Raw genomic sequence first — 18,473 nt, 5'->3', positions numbered from 1 at the left:
GCGCTCCTGTCATCATTTTTGGGGCGGCGATGATACCGTATGAGCAGGCCGTCCGCGATGGGCGACCTGCTGTTATCTGACGGTATTTTTCGCACCGTTTGGCAAAACGGGGCGGATCTAGCCTTGACTGGCGGCGGTGAGAGCCTGTTCCAGCAGGCTCAGCCCTTCCTCGATCAAGGCCGAAGACGCGGTGAGGGGCGCCAGGAAGCGGATGACGTTGGCCCGTACGCCGCAGGAGAGCAGTACCAGCCCCCGTTTGCCCGCCTCGGACACCAGCCGTTTGGTGAGATCCGGGTCGGGCTGGCTGGCATTTCGTCCCTTGACCAGCTCCATGGCGACCATGGCGCCGGGGCCGCGGATGTCACCGATGCAGTCGAAGCGTTCCGCCAGCTGGTGCAGGCGGGCCTTGATCTGCTCACCCTGGGTCAGGGCTTGCTGGTTGAGTTGTTCCTCGTCGATCACCTCCAGCACCGCCAGGGCGGCGGCACAGGCGATGGGCGAACCCGCATAGGTGCCCCCCAGCCCCCCCGGCTTGGCGGCATTCATGATAGCCGCCTTGCCCACCACGGCCGAGAGCGGGAATCCGCCGGCCAGGCTCTTGGCGAGCGTCATGATGTCCGGCTCTATGCCGCTGTATTCGGTGGCAAAGGTCTTGCCGGTGCGACAGAAGCCGCTCTGGATCTCGTCGCAGATCAGCACTATGCCGTGCTGATCGCACAGCGTGCGCAGGCTCTGCATGAAGCTTGGGGAGGCGGCATAGAAGCCCCCCTCACCCTGCACGGGTTCGAGAATGATAGCCGCGACCCGGGCCGGCTCTATATCCGAGCTGAAGCAGAGATCCAGCGCGGCCAGGGCATCGGCCTCGCTCACCCCCAGATAATCGCTCGGGAAGGGCAGGTGATAGACCTCCCCCGGGAAGGGGCCGAAGCCGGTCTTGTAGGGCACCACCTTGCCGGTGAGTGCCATGCCCATCATGGTACGACCGTGAAAGCCCCCCTTGAAGGCGATGGTGCCGCTGCGTCCCGTGTGGGCGCGGGCTATCTTGATGGCGTTTTCCACCGCCTCGGCGCCGGTAGAGAGAAACAGGGTGCGCTTGGGGGTAGGCCCGGGGACCAGGGCGTTGAGCTTCTCGGCAAGCTCGATATAGCCGGGGTAGGGGGTGACCTGGAAGCAGGTGTGGCTGAATTTTTCGAGCTGTTCACGCACCGCCGCCACCACTTTCGGGTGGTTGTGGCCGGTGTTGAGCACGGCGATGCCGGAGGCAAAGTCGATGTAGCGGTTGCCCTCCACATCCCACAGCTCGGCATTTTTCGCCCGGTCGATAAACACCGGTAGCAGGGTGCCGACGCCGTTGACCACGGCCGCTTCGCGGCGCGCTTGCCAGGCCTTGTTTGATTCTGACTGACTCATCTTTCCTCCCTGAGGGGCCGCAGCCCCCGATATTCCCTGACTGAATGTGTGGCGGGCGACTTGGCGCCCATCGTCGCCGACTGGCCCATTGGCCCAGATCGGCGGCGTGTGGTTTGCTCTGCAGCAGCCCTCTTGCGGGGCACAGTGGGCCACATTTAGCCCCTTGCCGCCTCGGGCGAACTCCTGCATCTATCTATCAAAGCGATGGATTTTGCGGCCAAGGCATCGGTGAATAGGATGCTTTGGCCCTCTGCTGCCTTAGCGAATGCCGCCAAAGCAGAGGTATTTGGTTTCGAGGTACTCTTCCAGCCCCTCGGCCGCCCCTTCTCGGCCAAGACCGGACTCCTTGATGCCGCCAAAGGGGGCCAGCTCGGTGGAGATGATCCCCTCGTTGATGCCCACCATGCCGTATTCCAGCTGCTCGGCCACGCGCCATACCCGGGCGATGTCGCGGCCATAGAAGTAGGCGGCCAACCCGTAGGGGGTGTCGTTGGCGATGGCGATGGCCTCAGCTTCTGTTTCAAAACGCACCAGCGGGGCAACCGGGCCGAAGATCTCCTCCTGCAAAATGGGGTTGCTCTTGTCGACCTTGCCCAAAATAGTGGGTTGGTAGAAGAGCGGGCCGGCGGAATGGGCTTCCCCCCCCACCAGTACCTCGGCCCCGGCGGCGGTGGCTTGCTTGACCAGCTCGGCCACCTTGCTGGCGGCGGCGGCGTTGATCAGCGGGCCAATCTGGGTGCCCTCGTTCATGCCATCCCCCACCTTGAAGGCGTGCACGGCGGCGGTGAGCTTCCCGGCGAAGGCCTCGTAGACACCGGCCTGCACCAGGATGCGGTTGGCGCAGACGCAAGTCTGGCCCGCGTTGCGGTATTTGGAGGCCAGCGCCCCGGCGATGGCAGCGTCGAGGTCGGCATCATCAAATACGATGAAGGGGGCGTTGCCACCCAGCTCCAGCGACAGTTTCTTCATGGTGTCTGCGCACTGGCGCATCAACAGCTTGCCGATGCGGGTGGAGCCGGTGAAGGAGAGTTTGCGCACCCGCTTGTTGTTGCACAGCTCGTTGCCCACGGCGGCCGCCTGATGGGAGGTGACTATGTTGATGACCCCGGCTGGTATGCCCGCTTGCTCCGCCAGTACCGCCAGCGCCAGTGCACACAGCGGTGTCTCGGCGGCAGGCTTGATGACGATGGTGCAACCGGCGGCCAGTGCCGGGCCCGCCTTGCGGGTGATCATGGCGATGGGGAAGTTCCAGGGGGTGATGGCGGCGACCACGCCCACCGGCTGTTTGATGGTGGCCAGACGCCTGTCGTTGGAAAAACCCGGAATGGTGCGGCCGTAGGCGCGCTTGCCCTCTTCCGCAAACCACTGGATAAAGCTGGCGCCATAGGCCACTTCCCCCTTGGCCTCGGCCAGCGGCTTGCCCTGCTCGCAGGTCATGATGCGGGCCAGCTCATCCTGATTGGCCATGATGAGCTCGAACCAGGCATGAAGCCGGTTGCTGCGCTCCTTGGCGGTGAGCGCCGCCCAGGCCGGCTGGGCTGTGTAGGCGGCCTCGATGGCGCGGCGGGTGTCCGCCTCGTCCATGTCGGGCACCTGGGTGATGACCTGGCCGGTGGCCGGGTTGTACACCTCGAAGCTGTGCCCGCCATGGGCCTCGCACCAGCGGCCATCTATATAGGCAAGGGATTTGATCAAGGAGAGAGCAGGTTGTGATGCTGACATGAGAGGCCTCGAGTGTGGGTCAGGGTGGTCACGTCATCCCGTGTTGCCACCGTATAGAATAATAAGCATGTAATGACCATAAATTGAGCTGAAATGTTTTTCAAGTGTTAAATATATTTGAGTAAATGGGGCTACACATGCTAAAAATGGAGCCGTCAGGGCGATTTTACCGGTTTTTGTGGTGTCGGGTGTGCAAAATAATGAACGGTGCGTACTGTGCAGGATAACGAACAGACCAGACCGATTGACCCGTTATTTTAACCGGATGCGCCCATCGAACAGATCGGCCGTACACACGTTTGCAGGCACACAAGGAGGTGGGCGATGCAGCAACCACAAGGAGAGGCAAGGTGGCAGACCATGAGGGATAACCCGCTGATGGGCAAGAGTATGGGGGAGCGCCTCGCCGCCACCCGCCGTCATCTCGGGCTCTCCCAACGGCGAGTCGCCGAGCTGAGCGGGCTGACTCATGGCGCCATCTGCATGATAGAGCAAGACAAGGTGAGCCCGTCGGTGGCCTCGCTTCAAAAGCTGCTTAACGTCTATGAGCTGCCGCTGTCAAGCTTCTTCGCCGAGGAGGAGGGACGCACGCCGAGCGTGGTGATCAAGGCCGAGCAGCTGATCGAGCTTGGCAGTCAGGGGGTGTCCATGAAGCTGGTGCACAACGGTAACAACCGTCGCCAGCTCGGCTTTATGCTGGAGACCTATGCCCCCGGCACCGATACCGGTGGTCAGGTCAAGCATCTGGGGGAGGAGGTCGGAACCGTGCTGGAAGGCGCTGTGACCCTGACGGTGGCAGGCCTGGCCTATCAGCTCAGTGCCGGGGATAGCTACGTGATCGACACAGGCGAGCCCCACAGTTTCAGCAATCCGTCGGGGCAGGTCTGCCGCATCGTCAGCGCCCATACCCCGGCCAACTTTTAGCGTTGAGACTATGTCTCGTTTGGGAAAAGAACCGGTAAGGAAACAGGATCATGACCGAGCATGTAAACAGTTACTACGCAGCCAGTGCCAATCCACACGCCCCCTATCCGACACTGACCGAGCAGCTTGAGTGTGATGTCTGCGTCATAGGCGCGGGTTACACCGGCCTCTCCAGCGCGCTGCATCTGGTGGAAAAGGGCTATTCGGTGGTGGTGCTGGAGGCGGCCCGGGTGGGCTTTGGTGCCAGCGGTCGCAACGGTGGCCAGATAGTCAACTCCTACAGCCGCGACATCGACACCATAGAAGCGAACTGCCCGCCGGATCAGGCCAGGCTGCTCGGCTCCATGTTGTTTGAAGGGGGCCAGATCATCCGCGAGCGCATCAAGCGCTACAACATTCAGTGTGACCTGCAGGAGGGCGGTGTCTTTGCCGCCGAGACGGAGCGCCAGCTGCATGATCTCAGGGCCCAGCAGGCCCGTTGGCAGAAGTGGGGCAACGATAAACTGGAGCTGCTAGACAGGGACTGGATCCGTGAGGTGGTCGCAAGCGATCGCTACGTCGGCGGCCTGCTCGACAAGAGCGGCGGCCATATCCACCCCCTCAACCTGGCGCTGGGGGAGGCGGAAGCCATCCGTATGCTGGGGGGCAGGATCTTCGAACAATCCGCCGTCACCAGCATTACCCCGGGCCAGCCCGCTCTGGTCAAGACCGCCAAGGGGGCGGTGAAGGCGCGCTTCGTGGTGGTGGCCGGCAATGCCTATCTTGGTAATCTGGTGCCCGAGCTGGCCAGCAAGAGCATGCCTTGCGGCACTCAGGTGATCGCCACCGAGGTGCTGGGGGAGGAGCGGGCCCGCTCCCTCTTGCCACAAAACTACTGCCTGGAAGATTGCAACTACCTGCTCGACTACTACCGCACCTCGGGCGATCACCGGCTGATCTACGGCGGCGGTGTTGTCTATGGCGCGCGGGATCCGGCGGATATCGAGCGGCTGATCATCCCCAAGATGCTCAAAACCTTCCCGCAGCTGGCGGACGTCAAGGTGGAGTACACCTGGACCGGCAACTTCCTGTTGACCCTGTCGCGCCTGCCGCAGTTTGGCCGCATTGGCCCCAACATCTACTACATGCAGGGTTACAGCGGCCACGGCGTGACTTGTACCCATCTGGCGGGCAAGTTGCTCTCCGAGGTACTGAGCGGTCAGGCGGAGCGCTTCGATGCCTTCGCCAAGCTGCCGCACTACCCCTTCCCCGGCGGCCGCTTGTTCCGCATTCCTTTCACCGCCGCTGGCGCCGCCTGGTACACCTTGCGCGACCGCTTGGGGGTGTAAGCGCCACCTATTGTGCCGCAAGTTAGTGGTATGGGCAGACGCCAAAAACGACAAGGCCACCGAACGGTGGCCTTGGTTTTTTAACCCTGTTGGCGACAGGTGCCTGACATCCTGGTCAGTGCTTAGAGATAAAAGGCCTCAACGGTGCCTTTCAGGGTGATCAGAATGGGCTGACCGCGACGATCCAGCGCCTTGGGGGAGGGGATTTTTACCCAGCCTTCGCTGATGCAATATTCTTCGACGTTGGTGCGCTCTTTGCCATTGAGTCGAATACCAATCTGGTGTTCGAAACAGGCTGCGACATGGTGCGGACTGCGGGGGTTGCCTGCAAGGCGATCCGGCAGTGCCGGCTTGGTGTTGGTATCGCTCATCAATATGACCTGACATGGATAAAAAGTGCGTCATTGTAGAGAATGCAGTCATGGCATTCAAGGTGGCCATAACGAGTGCAACACCCCCTCTTCCATGCTGGATGCAGGAGTGATGCAGCATATTTATGGACCATGAGGCCGCCATCTTCTGTCACCGCCAAGTCGCAGGCATGCTGGCTTTTGGCTGCTGTTTCATGCTTGCGATCATGCTCAACTGTGTATCATCTGAGTGGTGCTGCGCTTTGTTTTCTGAAGGTACTGGGGGTCACACCAGCGATGCGAGAAAACTCGCGATTAAAGTTGGATTTAGTCTGAAAGCCTGCATTCATCAATATGTGGGTAATGGTCTCATCTGTGTTGAGCAGTGCCTGTTTCGCATGCTCGATGCGATATTCATTGACCACTCTGGAAATGCTCTTCTGGTGTACCTGATTGACCGCCATCGAGATTTGCTTGGCGGGAATACCCAGCTTGCGTGACAGTGCTGCCAGGGTCAGATCAGGATCAAGATAGCTGGCTTTTTCTCGCATCAATTTATCCAGCCTTGCTACGATCTCGTCGGCGCGATCCTGTGTCAATAATGATTCCGAACTTGGCGCCCTGGGAAGCTCCGATATTTCCGGCTGGGCAATATCTTCGACTGTGGGGGTATTGATGCTCACTATGATGACGGCAATGGCCAGCACGGGCAGCAGCACCAGGTGAGCGAGCGTCAAAATATAAAGGGAATATTTTCCCTGATTAACCGCAAAATCGAGGGAGATAGCCGCATCAATGAGGGCAGAAAATAACAGCATCCAGCCGGCCACCTGCTCTGCCCTTTTCACGCTTTCCCAATGGCTGAATGAGACATGGATAAGGAGCGGCTCTTTGGCGGAGTAGCGAACCAGTGCGATACCATAGAATAGATAAGTGGCTGTAATTATCTCATCCAGTGGCAAGGCGAGAAAGGGGTGAGTGAAGAGAGTGACCGTCACCAATATCGGTCCCGCAGCATGGAGATAAGCGAGCCGGTGGGGGCTTGCATGGGTAAAAATGAGCCAGGCGGCCACCGGGATCAGTGAGGCAAGTAATGGCTGGGCCATGCTGAAAAGTGCCATATCGACTGTCCAGCGCAGCCCAACCAGCCCGGTGGTAGCCGCACAGAGTGCCAAAAACAGGCAAGCCGATTTTGCTTGGCTGGCCAATCGCACATACAGGGTCACCGCCAGCAAGAGCAGCAGCAAAGAGACAACAAAGGGTACGGGAATTGCGAGCATAACCGATCCGGATCCCAGTCATGGTGGTGAAAATATAACGTCACGCCAGCATAACGATTTACAGCCATGTAAAGAAGAAGGTCACGGACAAAGACAGGTTTTAGCTCGTCCTCAAACCGGTTTCAGGACGTCTCTCGCTGCGTTAGCCACCAAGATGGGTGACCCAATAAGGTTGGAGATATCCCGAATGTTTCATTGTTATTTACTTGCGTGGCGCCGCTGCCTTGATTTTTCCGGTCACTCCTCCAGAAAGGAGTTCTGGATGTTTATGTTGGTACATCTGCTGGTTACCCTGATGTGCATCGCATTGGATGTGGGCATCAATGGTATGAGCGGCTTGGATGTAGGTTATAGCGTGGTGAGTACCCTCCCCATGGTCGCTATCATGGTCCGCCGGCTGCACGATATTGATCGCTCTGGATGGTGGGGATGGATCTTTTTTGTCCCTGGTGTGGGCCCCTTTGTGTTGGTCTATTTGCTTGCCCGGCAAGGTTGTTCAGGCATTCCCCCCATGAGGAAGGCATCATGAAACATCTCCTTTTGTTGTTCATGCTGATATGCCCGGTCGTCTTCGCCGAGGCCGCCAATATCCACCATTTTCCCGAGGGAGCACAGGGGATATTGTCGGTAGAACGTCTGACTCAGGGGAAATTGTTGTGGCTGCAGGGCCGGGTTGGTGAGGGGAGCTATACCCGTGTTGATAGCGAAGGGCGTCACTGTACGATCAAGGTGCCGGTGGTCGTGGGTCGTGTGGCAAATACCGGGCTGGGGATAGAGGCTGTGGGGGGGCTTTCCATTATCGTGATGAATAAACGGTTAAGCGATGCCCTAATCAAGGGGGAACGTATTAATAGCAACGAATGGCAGTTTGCTGCGCTGGCAGAGCGTCGCGGCGCAGATGGCTACATAGTAAAAGGCATCGAAGCAGACGAAGGATTCGTGCTCAATTCAAAACGGCGCTGGATTTCCTGGCTATTGGATGAGACGCCCATGCTGCATTGTCAGTAACCGCGCATTGAACAACACCGCCTGTGGGCGGTGTTTTACTCGGGCCTTATTGGGCAAGGGATTTCAGTTGCTGTTTGTCTGGCGGGTTATTCCAATCGATGGGGCCGTGGGTGAAGCGGTACTGCAGGCGGGGCAGGCTGGTCTCCAGCCACTCTTCCCGAAAAAAGGCATGGCCCTGATCCCAGTCAGGATCGTTCGCCCAGCCGGTTTGCAGGAAGTAGAGCCGGGTGCCTTGACCCTCCGGCACGAACCGCAGGCTGACCTGGGTCTTTTGCTGGCGAATGTGGGGCAGGGAGGGCGGAAAATTCCAGCTGAAGCTGAGCAGGTTGTGGGGCATGACGGCCATCACCCGACAGCCTTCGCTGCCACGCTCACCCAGTGGTGCATCGGGTCTGAAATAGATCTCGAACGGACCATTCGGTTCGGGCACCATCAAACATTCCGGCGCCAGGAAGCTGCGCAGGCCGCTTTCGGTTGTCCAGGCGCGCCAAACATCGTCGATATGGGCCGGAACAAAGATGTTACCTTCTATCTGCTTGTTATCCATAAATCAGCGAGCCTCAAGTCATCCATACATGGGACTCGAGCAGTATAGCCTTGCGGGCGATAAAATGAACAGCTGTGTGTCACACCCGTGCCATCCTGCAGCTGTCATGCTGGCCTGGCAATTTGACATGATGTGGCGATCCATCGACAGTGGTGCCAAGTGATCATAGTGATGAGGAAGGTTTGATGATCAGAGTCATGCGAGAGACAGACACCCCCTACTTGGCGCAGTTGTTTCTGAAGGGGCGGCGTCAGACCTTTCACTGGGTCGATCCTTCCCACTTTCGGCTGGAGGATTTCGACGAGCAGACCCGGGGTGAGCAGATATGGGTGGCCGAACAGGGTGGTACTCCCTGCGGATTTGTCTCCATCTGGGGGGATGAGAGCTTCGTGCATCATCTCTATGTGTCTGCCGACTGGCACGGTCAGGGGGTGGGACGAGCCCTGCTTGCCCAGGGATTGGCGGCGTTCCAGAAACCGGCCTCGCTCAAGGTGGCGACCCATAATACTGCTGCCCTGGCCTTCTATCATCGCCTTGGCTGGCAGAACACGGAGGAGACTGGGCACTGCGATATCACGGGCCCCTGGCGCCGACTGTGCCTCGAATAGTACTCATTAGCGTCAAGTAAAAAGAAGGATGACAATCGTCAGGGGCCATGGGCCCCTGACGATAATATATAGTGTCAATCGTTTACCTTGAGTCTCATGTAGGTGGTCTGGGTTTTAACAGCCATGGCCAATTGTCAAAATAGCTGACACACGTGAGATGAGAAATATACCGGGGCGGTCCCATGCCTATTTACCTGACCGGTATGGGGGAGTGGTGTCGAGCGTGATCAGCTGGCCTTGCACAATGACCGATGGGTGAATACAGTTGCTCACATATTCAGCCAATAGTTTTTGTGAAGAAAGTGACAGCAACTATAAAATCATTATGTTGTTATCAGACAGGCATGCTATTCTCAAACTGTGTTATCCTTGTGACAAACAAAAAATAATTCTGTGAGGAAGTAATGAACGAGTTTCTGAAAGTTCTGCTGAACATTCGCAGCCTGCGTGCTGCCATCCGTGAATTGCCGTTTGAACAGCTGCAAGAAGCGAAAGAAAAGTTTGAGCTGGTATATAACGAGCGTGCCGAGTCCGTTGAACAGGAGCGTGCCGAGCAGGAAGAGCGTCAGCGCAAGCTGAGCGAGTTTACTGAAATGCTGCAGCAAGCCGGTATCGACCCGCGTGAGCTGATTAACAGCGCAGCAGCACCTGCTGCCGCTGCTGGCGCGACCAAGAGCAAGCGTGCTCCGCGTCCTGCCAAGTACAAGTACCAGGAAGATGGCCAGGATAAGACCTGGACTGGTCAGGGCCGTATGCCGAAAGCCATTGCAGAGCAAGTTGCGCTGGGCAAGGATCTGAATGATTTCCTGATCTGATCCATTGGATCTGTCCTGAATGATGCCGCCCGCGAGGCGGCATTATTATTTGTGCTCACCGACACTCTCTCCTGTCAATTCCCGACTCATTTTGTTCCGCCCCGTTTGTCGTCGTGTGATGCATCATCTCAGTCCGTACATTTGTCTCCTTTATTGGTCGATTAATTGCGATCCGTCCGCATCTGGGTGGTCAGGTTGCGCTCGATTTTATTGCAGACCGCTTGTCGACCACTTGCGAGAGACAATCTGCCGGACTCATATAGCCTGGTACATATTCCTCTCTGCCATTCCCCAGAAAATTAGGGGGCATTAAGCTGTCCGCAAACAAGCTTCGCTTCTTTTTTACTCATTGGCGTTGTTGGCGCCATTAAACGACCTGCTTTTCAGTTTTACCTGACGCAGCATTAAGCGGAGGTCGGGATACAGGTTGTTTACCATGGCAGGGGATATTTGCTCTATCCCTGCGGATCCGTATATCCATGATTTTCAACCTGAATGGGTCACCCGGGTCGTGCTGGCGTGGCGAGGAGGGCGGTATGACAGGGGGGGAAAGAGATGGGCAGTCAGGCTCCCGCAGGGGGAGCCTTCCCGGGTTCAACTGGCCAGCAGGGCATTCCAGATCGCCTTGCCAGGCTGTGCATTGCCAGGCTGTGCCTTGGCGCTGTGCTGACGGCGGGCCTCGACGGCATCGGCTAGCATGGCGAGCAGGGTCTGGGTATCGTCCCAGCACAGGCAGGCGTCGGTTACCGACTGGCCGTAGGCGAGCTTGTTCAATGGCGCGGGCTTCTGGCTGCCCCCTTGCAGGAAGCTCTCGACCATGACGGCGGCGATGGCGTCGCTGCCTTCTCCCAGTTGACGGCAGAGTTCCCCCGCTACCCGGATCTGGTTTTTGTGCAGCTTCTGGCTGTTGCCGTGGCTGCAATCCACCATCAGGCGGTGGCTGAGCCCCTGCCGCATCAGCCGCTCGGCGGCATTCTCTACGTCGCTCTGGTGGTAATTGGGGCGGGTGCCGCCACGCAATATGATGTGGCCGGCCGGATTGCCCTCACTCTTGATCACCACAATGCCGCCCTGACTGCCCGGTGCGGTGAACAGGTGGGAGGCTTCACTGGCCTGGATGGCATCGATGGCGACCCGGATATTGCCGTCCGTGCCGTTCTTGAAGCCGACGGGGCAGGGCAGGGCCGAGGCCAGCTGCCGGTGCACCTGGGACTCAGTGGTACGGGCACCTATCGCCCCCCAGCTGATGAGGTCGGCCAGATAGAGGAAGCTGGTGGTATCGAGAAACTCGGTAGCGGTGGCCAGCCCCAGCCGGTTGATGTCGAGCAGCAGCTGGCGTGCCAGCCGCAGGCCATGGCCTATATCGTTGCTGCCATCCAGATGGGGATCGAATACCAGCCCCTTCCAGCCGACCGTGGTGCGGGGCTTCTCGAAGTAGGTGCGCATCACTATCTGCAACCTGTCTTGATAGGCGTCGGCCAGCCGCGCCAGCCGCTGGGCGTAATCGAGGGCGGCGAGCGGATCATGAATGGAGCAGGGACCTATCACCACCAGCAGGCGATCATCCTCTCCCGTCAGGATCTGGCGAACCTGCTGGCGATGGTGCGCGATCTGCGCTGTGGTTGGGGTGGGACAGGGATGAAGTGCCAACAGATCGGCAGGAGTGGGGAGAGCCTCTACCGCGAAGGCGCGCATTACCGAGTTCAAAACTGCCATCTGGATTACCTTGCTGTGCTAACGGGAGTGAATGACGTGCGCACCACACCCGACCCCTGAGGTCATGGCGAGGGAGCTGCAATGGGGCATCATCACTGCTTTTTGTTGAGAGTGATTATCATTATCTTGTTGTCTGCATCAAATGCAAGCACAACCGAGCGGATCACCAGAATGGGGGGAGAGGGGGAAAACCGGAGGCATGCAGATAGCCATCAAGCCCATGACCGGCAGGCCATGAGCTTGATAATAGAAGGGAAAATGCGGGGGATCAGCTGTCCATCACGTCGTGACGGTCATGGTGATAGGCCTCTTCATCCTTGCCTTGACGCCAGTAGGGCACGGCGTAGACGCGCGTGCGATCGACCTCCAGGGTACGCCTGACGTGACGGCGCAAGGGCACCACCAGCCCCTCTTCGCCGCCAAACCAGAAGTAGCTCACCTGCTCTTGCATCGGCAGGGCGGTGAAATACGCCACCAGCGGCTCTGTCTGTTCGGGGGGGCCGACAAACCAGCGCAGGCTGATGCCAGTCGGCAGCGGCAGATCCTGCACATCTTCCTGATAGGGCACCAGCAGGGCGATATGACCCTGAGCGTCGGCGGGCATCACCTCCGCCATGGCGCTGATGGCAGGCAGGGAGGTGAGATCCCCCGCCATGTAGTAGTGCCGGGCGGGTTGCAGCATGGGCGCCGGGCCGCCCGGGCCCGAGATGGCCAGCAGATCGCCGGGTTGGGCCTCAAGGGCAAAGCGGCTGGCGGGGCCAGCCTCGCCGTGCAATGCGAAGTCGATATCCAGCTCCTGCTCCTCGCGGCGAAAGGCCCGTATGGTGAAGGTGCGGATGATGGGGCGCTGGCTCGGGTCTTCCCAGCGCGGCCCTTGCGGGGTGGGCGTGGGCAGCACGGCATGGGCCTGGCCCGGCTGGGGCAGCATGATCTTGATGTGGGCACCGCCGCAGGTGAAGGGGTAGTCAGCGAGTTCCGGGCTGGTCAGGCAGACTCGGCGCAGATGCGGGCTCACATCCCGGACGTGTTTGACGGTGAGCAGACGAGGGCGATTGACCGGGGCGGGCTGGGACATATGGATACTCCTGACTGATAATGGCGCTCATTTTTCATTAAATGAAAATTATTATCAATTGGTTTGTGTGACAGTCCGTCAGGAAAGGGGCATAAACAGGGAAGAAAAACGCCGCCTCTCATGACATGAGTGGCGGCGTAACGAGGCGTTGGATTAGCTGCGATCGCTTCCCCCCAGCGCCTTGTAGATCCTGGCCATGGTGTTGAGCTGCTCCTGCTGCTGACCGAGCAGGGCCAGCTCGGCATCCCACAGCCGGTTCTGCTCATCCAGCCAGTCCCGCACCCCGGTGGCTCCTGCCTGGAAACGCGCCTTGGCCAGCCGCTCCGCCTCCTTGGCAAACGCCCGCTGCTCGGCCAGATAGTTAAGACGCTGCTCGCCATGATGGCGGGCGGCCAGGCCATCTTCCACCTCCACCAGGGCGGTGTAGAGCTGCTTGCGAAACTCGGCCTCGGCGATCTGGTAGTCAAGCTCTGAGCTCGCGATGGAGATCCGGGTCTTGTTGTATTCGAGGAAGGGCAGCGCCAGGGTGGCGCCCAGGGTGCCTACCGGGTTTTGCAGCACCTGGGTCAGGGTATCCGAGGTGCTGCTGGCACCACCGGTGAGGCTGAGGGTGGGGTAGAAACCGGTGCGGATCTCGTCCCCTTTCGCCAATGTCTTGCGCAGCCTCAGCTCGGCGGCGCGCACGTCGGGGCGCCGCGCCAGCACGTCTGCCGGTATGCCGACCGCCAGCGACGGTGCGGGCGCCGTCGTCAGCGCGGTCGGGGCAAACTCTAGCGGGCCACTGCTGCGCCCGAGCAAGAGGCGCAGCCCGTTGCGGGCCTGTTCCTGCTGCACCAAGAGCGCGCTGAGTTCTGCCTGCTTGCCCGCCTTCTGCTGGCTGGCCTGCACCAGATCGAGCCGGGTGACGGCGCCGGCCTGGTATTTGACCTGGGTCAGCTGCTCGGCGCGGGCATAGTTGGCGAGTTGCCGCTCGCCCAGTGTGATGGCCGAGCCGAGATAGGCCAGTTGCCAGTACTGCTCCAGCGCCTTGCCGATCAGCATCAGACGGGTGGCCGCCAGATCCTGAGCTGAGGCCTGGGCTTCCCAGCTCGCCTGATCCCGCACCGAGGCGAGCCTGCCCCACAAATCCACTTCGTAACTGAGGTTCAGAGAGGGACCCATAGTGCTGGTAGCCTTGCCGGTTTTCAGATCCTTGTTGCCGTTGGCGTCCAGGCTGGCGTTGACCGAGGGGGTCAGGTTGGTATCGGCGAGATCCGAACCCAGCAGTGCGCTTCTGAGCCTCAGTCCGGCGACCTGCATGTCCGGGTTGGCGGCTAGCACGGCCTCCACCAGTTGATCCAGCGCCGGATCATGGAACCCTTGCCACCAGAGGCCGGCTTGCTGCCGGGTGAGGTCATCGTCCGGCTGCTGCCAGCTCGGGGCCAGCGCCAGATCTTGCCTGTGATAGGTGCTCTGCTGGCTGCAGGCGCTCACGCCTGCGGCAAGGGCGAGGCAGAGCCCCAGTCTGGATAAGTTGTGCATCGTCATTCCCTCGCCAGCGCCTTGACCGGATCGAGCCGGGCGGCATTACGGGCGGGCAGGTAACCAAACAGGATCCCGATGAGCGAGGAGCAGCCAAACGCCATCAGGATAGAAAAGAGCGAGAACTGCATCTGTATGCTTTCCACGAACAGGGAGAAGAGCAGACCGATGAGCAGGGAGACGCCGACCCCGAGCATGCCGCCGAGCAGGCTCACCATCACGGCCTCGATCAGGAACTGCTGCAAGATGTCGGACTGGCGGGCGCCGACCGCGATGCGGATCCCTATCTCGCGGGTACGCTCCACCACCGAGACCAGCATGATGTTCATCACCCCGACCCCGCCGACGATGAGGGAGATCACCGCGATGGCGGAGACCAGCAGCGTCATGGTGGCCGTGGTCTTCTCCACTGACTTGATGATGTTGTCGCTGCTGAAGGTGAAGAAGTCCTTCACCCCGTGGCGCTGGGTCAGCAGCGCGATGACGGCCTGTTCGGCTAGCGCCGGTTGTACCCCGTCCTTGACCCGGATAGTGAGCTGGCTGAAGTGGCTCTGGGAGATGAGGCGGCTCATCACGGCGCTATAGGGCAGCCAGATATTGACCGATTGGCCGCTGCGGCCAAATCCCGTCTCCTCTTCCACCACGCCTATGATGCGTACCGGCAGGGTGCCGACCAGCACCACTTGGCCGACGGGGTCTTTCTCGCCGAGCAGGCTTTTTATGGTCTTGCTATCTACCACGGCCATCGCGGCCCGATTCTGGATGTCGCGCTCGTCAAACAGGCGGCCGCTGGTGAGTTTCATCCCCTTGACCCGGAAGAAGTCGCTGCCGACCCCCACTATGCTGCCGCTGATGGTCTTGTTGCGATAACGCAGCTGGCCGGCCGAGGTGATCTGGGGACTGGCCCCTTCCAGATAGGGCTGGCCGAGCAGGGCATCGAGATCCCGCTTGTTGAGGGTCTGGATGCTGGCAGCCTTCTCATCTCCCCAATCCTTGCCGGGGAATATTTCGATGGTGTTGGTGCCCATGGCGTTGATCTGCTCGATCACCTTGGCGCGAGCGCCCTGACCGAGCGCGACCACGCTCACCACGGCGGCTATGCCGATGATGATGCCGAGCATGGTGAGGAAGGTGCGCATGCGGTGAGCCAGCATGGCGTGCAGTGCCATGCGCCCCGCCTCGCGATAGCGATCCCAGTCGTTGCCAGTGACCCTGGCGGCGGGTGTGGTGGGCGGGAGGGGGACCGAGGCCGTGGCCGGCTTACCGCTGTCTTCCAGCACCCGGCCGTCGCGCAGCGTGATGATGCGATCCGCGTGGCTGGCCACCGCCATGTCGTGGGTCACCAGTATGATGGTGTGGCCCTGAGCGTGCAGCTCCTTGAGGATGGCCATCACCTCCTTGCCGCTCTGGCTGTCGAGGGCCCCTGTGGGTTCGTCCGCCAGGATCACCTCGCCGCCATTGGCCAGCGCCCGGGCGATGCTGACCCTCTGCTGCTGGCCGCCGGAGAGCTGGCCCGGAGTGTGATCGCTGCGATCGCTCAAACCCAGCCGTGCCAGCAGGGCGTGGGAGCGTGCTTGCCGTTCGGGACGAGAGGCGCCGGCATAGACGGCCGGGATCTCCACATTGGCGGCGGCATTGAGGTGCGGCAGCAGGTGGTAGCGCTGAAAGATGAAGCCAAAGTGGTGGCAGCGCAACCGGGCCAGGGAGAGGGCATCCAGGGTGGCGGTGTCCTGCCCCCGAAACAGATACTGGCCAGCGCTTGGACGATCGAGGCAGCCGAGCAGGTTCATCAGCGTGGATTTGCCGGAGCCGGAGGCGCCGACGATGGCGATCATCTCCCCTGCTTCAATGGTCAGATCCAGTGGATGCAGGACGGTGACCTCGTGTTCCCCGCTCGGATAGCGCCGCTCTATACCCTTGAGCTGGATCAGCGTCTCGCTCACAATATGATCTCCACGTCGCCGCCGCTGACCGGTTTGCCCTGGCCCAGGGTGACCTGCTCCTGCTCGCTCAGGCCGCTGACCACCTCGACCTTGATGTCATCCTTCATGCCGGTCTTGATGCGGCGTGTCTCTTTCTGAGCGTCATCCTTGAGCAGGGTCACCTCGTACTCGTTCTCCCCCAGCTTCTTGCCAAGCGCCGTCTGTGGAATGGTCAGCACCTGCTTGCGCTCGCCGAGCACTATGGTGACTTGCGTGGTCATGGCGACCCGCAGGGTGTGATCCGGATTGGGCACGTCAAACAGGGCGTAGTAGTAGACGGCGGCATTGCTGGTGGCTGTGGTGCTGGCGGCCGGCTCGTTGATGTTGGTGGGGGCCAGCTCCACCGTGCGCAGGGTGCCGTGATAGCGGGTGTCCACATCCCCCATCAGGGTGAAATAGACCGGCATGCCGGCCTTGACCCGGGTGACATCCGCTTCCGAGATTTGCGCCTTGACTGTCATGGTTTCCAGGTTGGCGAGCTTGAGCAGGGTCGGCACCGTCTGGCTGGCGGCCAGGGTCTGGCCCTGGCGGGTCACTATGCTGACGACTGTGCCATCCATCGGGGCAAGGATGCGGTTATAGCCCAGCTCCGTCTTGGTGCGATCCACCTTGATCAGCGCATTCTCGACCTCGGCCTGGGCGCTCTGCAGCTCTGCTCGGGTGACCGCCAGCTGGGCTTCGGCGCTCTCCAGATCGGCGCGGGAGCTGGCTTCCTGCTTGAACATCTGCTGCTGACGACGCCAGGCCAGCTCGTTTTGCTTGAGCTGTGCCTGCTTGATCTTGAGCTGGGCACGGCGGCTGGCAAGATCCGCCTCGGCGGTCTTGAGGTTGTTCTGGGCGATCAGCGGGTCTATTTCGGCCAGCAGGTCCCCTTGCTTGACGTTTTGTCCGGCCTCGACCGCCAGATAGGTCACCTGACCCGAGACCTGGGCACCCACATCCACCTGCTCTATGGCCTGCAGGACGCCGCTGGCCAGCACAGTCTGCTCCACATCCTGGCGGGTCACTGACGCGCTCAGCACGGGCTCGGGGGCCTTGCTCGGCCAGGCCAGCCAAGTGATGGCGGCCAGCGGGAGCAGGATGAGCAGGGCAAATTTTCGCTGCTTGGGGGTTATGTTCATTTATCACCTGAAAGAAACGTGCGAAGGCGTGCAAGGGCAATATCCTGCAGCAAACGAGGCTTAAAAAACAGCGATGAATATGTAAGGAAACATGTAGATAGCTTTGTCATTACCGGCCTTGCCTGCCGTCATGGCAATGACCGGGCGGCGGTTTGGATGGACAGAGTTGCGAGGTGCGAGGGAATGGGGCGAGAGGAAATAAAGCGAGGCGATGGCATGTTGGCAAGCGGCGCCCACCCGTGGGGTGGGCGCCGGGCAGATTAACCTATGGTCTTGAGCTGTTCGGCGTAGGGTTCGTGGCAGATCTGGATATCGATCGGCAGCTTGTAGATGAGCAGGCGGGCCAGTGACCCTTCCATCCAGTGGTGGCGGCTGCCCACCAGCAACAGATCCGTCGGGTGTGCATCCAGCCAGCGCTTCAGATCAGGCACCACGTCATCGACCACCAGACACTGGTAATCCACCGGGTGCTGCAGGGTGGTGATGAGCTCGCTGATGATGGCCTTGGCATCCAACGTGCCTTGGGCACTGCGTTCTTCCTCGGACAGTGAGAGGCTATTGCGGCGCATCTTGCTGCTGTGGGTTAGGTGCAGCAGGGTCAAATCACCGCCCATTCCCTGTACCAGGCGGCTTGCTTTGGCCAGGGTATCCTGCTCGTAATCCTTGCCTTCCAGTAACAGCACAATATGGGTTGAGGTCATAAGCAGTTCTCCTTGGCATGGCGCGGGGCACCGGGGACAAACTGTCTGTCTCCTACCACTGTGTTCCCGCTATGTGTCGCATAAAACGAACCGGTTTTTGCGCGTCTGGCGTCACGTTTTGTCGGTGATGCATCGTCAAGCCATGTTCGTTCACATCATCATAACAGACCGGGTTGAATGGAAAATGAAGGGAAACCCGCTTTTTCACGGTGTACTGGTCTGGTGGCAGTGAACATCATGTAAGCGCCCCTGAATCAGCACCTGTTTTTACTGAGATCACCTCGGCACACTGAAACCCATCGTATCTACGTTGGGATTTCCGCTATGACCACTCAAGAACGCGTTGATTTTTGGCAGCGCCAGAT

17 protein-coding genes are annotated in these 18,473 nt (G+C 60.0%); 6 read left to right on the top strand and 11 right to left on the bottom strand.

Features of this window, described 5'->3' with window-relative positions; genetic code table 11:
• Positions 1 to 117 precede the first annotated feature (117 nt).
• Positions 118 to 1,410 (bottom strand): 4-aminobutyrate--2-oxoglutarate transaminase, encoded by a 1,293-nt coding sequence (gabT, locus tag GWQ22_RS11920; protein WP_275930426.1) that lies wholly within the window; start codon positions 1,408 to 1,410, stop codon positions 118 to 120.
• 258 nt (positions 1,411 to 1,668) lie between these two features.
• Entirely contained in the window at positions 1,669 to 3,132 is a 1,464-nt protein-coding gene (locus GWQ22_RS11915; protein ID WP_275930425.1) for an NAD-dependent succinate-semialdehyde dehydrogenase, read from the bottom strand.
• A gap of 324 nt (positions 3,133 to 3,456) precedes the next feature.
• Between GWQ22_RS11915 and puuR the strand changes: the two genes are divergently transcribed.
• Together puuR and GWQ22_RS11905 are read left to right on the top strand one after the other, a co-directional pair.
• Positions 3,457 to 4,056: an HTH-type transcriptional regulator PuuR gene (gene puuR / locus GWQ22_RS11910; RefSeq protein ID WP_275930424.1), complete on the top strand. Its 600-nt coding sequence runs from the start codon at positions 3,457 to 3,459 to the stop codon at positions 4,054 to 4,056.
• A gap of 50 nt (positions 4,057 to 4,106) precedes the next feature.
• A complete protein-coding gene (locus GWQ22_RS11905) occupies positions 4,107 to 5,384 on the top strand; it encodes an FAD-binding oxidoreductase (RefSeq protein WP_108537957.1) in 1,278 nt (425 codons plus the stop codon).
• A 122-nt stretch (positions 5,385 to 5,506) separates the two neighbouring features.
• Here GWQ22_RS11905 and GWQ22_RS11900 read toward each other — a convergent pair whose 3' ends face one another.
• Positions 5,507 to 5,755, bottom strand: coding sequence for a DUF3297 family protein (locus tag GWQ22_RS11900; RefSeq protein WP_042034019.1), 249 nt, complete (start codon positions 5,753 to 5,755; stop codon positions 5,507 to 5,509).
• Positions 5,756 to 5,976: 221 nt separating this feature from the next.
• Positions 5,977 to 7,014: an AraC family transcriptional regulator gene (locus GWQ22_RS11895; RefSeq protein WP_275930423.1), complete on the bottom strand. Its 1,038-nt coding sequence runs from the start codon at positions 7,012 to 7,014 to the stop codon at positions 5,977 to 5,979.
• Between the two features lie 154 nt (positions 7,015 to 7,168).
• Here GWQ22_RS11895 and GWQ22_RS11890 point away from each other — a divergent pair, with 154 nt between their 5' ends.
• On the top strand, positions 7,169 to 7,543 hold the full coding sequence (locus GWQ22_RS11890; protein WP_345893638.1) for a DUF805 domain-containing protein: 375 nt from the start codon (positions 7,169 to 7,171) through the stop codon (positions 7,541 to 7,543).
• Entirely contained in the window at positions 7,540 to 8,022 is a 483-nt protein-coding gene (locus tag GWQ22_RS11885) for a hypothetical protein (RefSeq protein ID WP_212514323.1), read from the top strand. Before GWQ22_RS11890 ends, GWQ22_RS11885 begins: the two co-directional genes overlap by 4 nt.
• Positions 8,023 to 8,068: 46 nt before the next feature.
• Here the strand turns inward: GWQ22_RS11885 and GWQ22_RS11880 are convergent, their stop codons facing one another.
• Positions 8,069 to 8,569 carry an SRPBCC domain-containing protein gene (locus GWQ22_RS11880; RefSeq protein WP_042034016.1) on the bottom strand — a complete coding sequence of 167 codons (501 nt, stop codon included), beginning with the start codon at positions 8,567 to 8,569 and terminating at the stop codon, positions 8,069 to 8,071.
• 185 nt (positions 8,570 to 8,754) lie between these two features.
• Here GWQ22_RS11880 and GWQ22_RS11875 point away from each other — a divergent pair, with 185 nt between their 5' ends.
• Positions 8,755 to 9,177 carry a GNAT family N-acetyltransferase gene (locus GWQ22_RS11875; RefSeq protein ID WP_042034015.1) on the top strand — a complete coding sequence of 141 codons (423 nt, stop codon included), beginning with the start codon at positions 8,755 to 8,757 and terminating at the stop codon, positions 9,175 to 9,177.
• A gap of 404 nt (positions 9,178 to 9,581) precedes the next feature.
• A complete protein-coding gene (locus GWQ22_RS11870) occupies positions 9,582 to 9,992 on the top strand; it encodes an H-NS family nucleoid-associated regulatory protein (protein ID WP_042034014.1) in 411 nt (136 codons plus the stop codon).
• A 594-nt stretch (positions 9,993 to 10,586) separates the two neighbouring features.
• On the opposite strand, the gene GWQ22_RS11865 is transcribed toward GWQ22_RS11870, so the two are convergent.
• The 6 genes from GWQ22_RS11865 to GWQ22_RS11840 form a co-directional block, all read right to left on the bottom strand.
• Positions 10,587 to 11,708 carry a 3-deoxy-7-phosphoheptulonate synthase gene (locus tag GWQ22_RS11865; RefSeq protein WP_275930421.1) on the bottom strand — a complete coding sequence of 374 codons (1,122 nt, stop codon included), beginning with the start codon at positions 11,706 to 11,708 and terminating at the stop codon, positions 10,587 to 10,589.
• 268 nt (positions 11,709 to 11,976) lie between these two features.
• Positions 11,977 to 12,783 (bottom strand): siderophore-interacting protein, encoded by an 807-nt coding sequence (locus GWQ22_RS11860; RefSeq protein WP_212514321.1) that lies wholly within the window; start codon positions 12,781 to 12,783, stop codon positions 11,977 to 11,979.
• Positions 12,784 to 12,936: 153 nt separating this feature from the next.
• The gene (locus GWQ22_RS11855) at positions 12,937 to 14,310 is read right to left on the bottom strand and encodes an efflux transporter outer membrane subunit (RefSeq protein WP_275930420.1); all 1,374 of its coding nucleotides are present in this window, start codon (positions 14,308 to 14,310) and stop codon (positions 12,937 to 12,939) included.
• On the bottom strand, positions 14,307 to 16,247 hold the full coding sequence (locus GWQ22_RS11850; protein WP_275930419.1) for a MacB family efflux pump subunit: 1,941 nt from the start codon (positions 16,245 to 16,247) through the stop codon (positions 14,307 to 14,309). The genes GWQ22_RS11855 and GWQ22_RS11850 overlap by 4 nt, the downstream gene beginning before the upstream one ends.
• Positions 16,244 to 17,407: an efflux RND transporter periplasmic adaptor subunit gene (locus GWQ22_RS11845; protein ID WP_108537580.1), complete on the bottom strand. Its 1,164-nt coding sequence runs from the start codon at positions 17,405 to 17,407 to the stop codon at positions 16,244 to 16,246. Before GWQ22_RS11845 ends, GWQ22_RS11850 begins: the two co-directional genes overlap by 4 nt.
• 260 nt (positions 17,408 to 17,667) lie before the next feature.
• Positions 17,668 to 18,108, bottom strand: coding sequence for a universal stress protein (locus GWQ22_RS11840; protein ID WP_042035688.1), 441 nt, complete (start codon positions 18,106 to 18,108; stop codon positions 17,668 to 17,670).
• Positions 18,109 to 18,473 lie beyond the last annotated feature (365 nt).

Origin of the sequence: Aeromonas sp. 1HA1, from assembly GCF_029237385.1 — a bacterium.
GTDB lineage: Bacteria > Pseudomonadota > Gammaproteobacteria > Enterobacterales > Aeromonadaceae > Aeromonas > Aeromonas popoffii.
This window is presented reverse-complemented; position numbering and strand designations above follow the sequence as displayed.